This is a genomic window from Actinoallomurus acaciae, from assembly GCF_042429965.1.
Classification (GTDB): Bacteria; Actinomycetota; Actinomycetes; order Streptosporangiales; family Streptosporangiaceae; genus Actinoallomurus; species Actinoallomurus acaciae.
Genome location: NZ_JBHLZP010001148.1, coordinates 1 through 953, shown reverse-complemented (window position 1 = coordinate 953; position 953 = coordinate 1). Strand labels below are relative to the sequence as shown.

The window sequence follows — 953 nt, the reverse complement described above, 5'->3', positions numbered from 1 at the left end:
GACCTGGGCGACCATGCGCGGCCGTCCGGCGCGGCCCGCCGCCGACCAGGAGCGCTCCACGCTGCGGAACAGCCCGCCGGCCATCGCGAGGGGCGCGGCGCACAGGTAGCCGTCGCCCCAGCGGGCGACGCGTTCGAGGGCGGCCGGGGCGAAGGCGCCGATGAGCACCTCCGGCCCGCCGTCGCGGGCGGGCACCGGGCCGATCGGGCCGGCGCCCTGGCCGTACGGCTCTCCCGCCCAGACCCGCCGCAGGGTCGTGAGCTGTTCGTCGAGACGGCGCCCCCGCGTACGGATGTCGGTGCCGGCGGCCAGGTAATCGTCGGCCCGGCCGCCGACGCCGATGCCGAGCGTGAAGCGGCCGCCGGACATCAGGTCCAGCGTCGCGGTCTGTTTGGCGAGGAGCGCCGTCTCGCGCAGCGGGCCGAGGAGCACCTCGGTCTGCAGCCGGATCCGTGTCGTGGCTCCGGCGATGGCGGCGAGCGTCACGAGCGGCTCGGGGTTGGCGTACACGAGACGGTCGAGCAGGCCGAGCGTCGAGAAGGGGCCGGCGTCGGCACGTCGCGCCCACGAGAGCAGCGACGGCGGATCGGTGATCGGCAGGCCGAGACCTACGTTCATGGAAGGAACCTCCGGAAGGGCAAGCGAACAACGGTTGTCGCCCCTCCACCGCCGCCGGTCGCGGCGGGCTCCCGTACTGCGACGTCATTCCCAGGGAGCACTCGGATCGCGGTCATCGTACCGGACGCCACGGCCCGGGAGCCGTGGCGTCGTGCGGTCAGCGGCGGACCGCGCAGAGGACGCGGTCGTTCCCGTGCTGCCAGAGCGTGCCCACCTCGCCGAAGCCCGCGTCGCGGAGCGCCGCGACGTGGACCGCCAGCCCGCCGGACTCCGAGCCGTGGTGCCCGGAGGCGGCCGTACGGTCCGGGGTGAGCGCGGCCAGCGCCGGGTCGGCC

Annotated in this window: 1 protein-coding gene; it reads right to left on the bottom strand. The window is 75.8% G+C overall.

The genetic code is table 11. The features are described 5' to 3' along the window. The coding region (locus tag ACFFNX_RS51210) for an LLM class flavin-dependent oxidoreductase (protein ID WP_378213774.1) at window positions 1–618 on the bottom strand (618 nt) is incomplete at its 3' end. Window positions 619–953 lie beyond the last annotated feature (335 nt).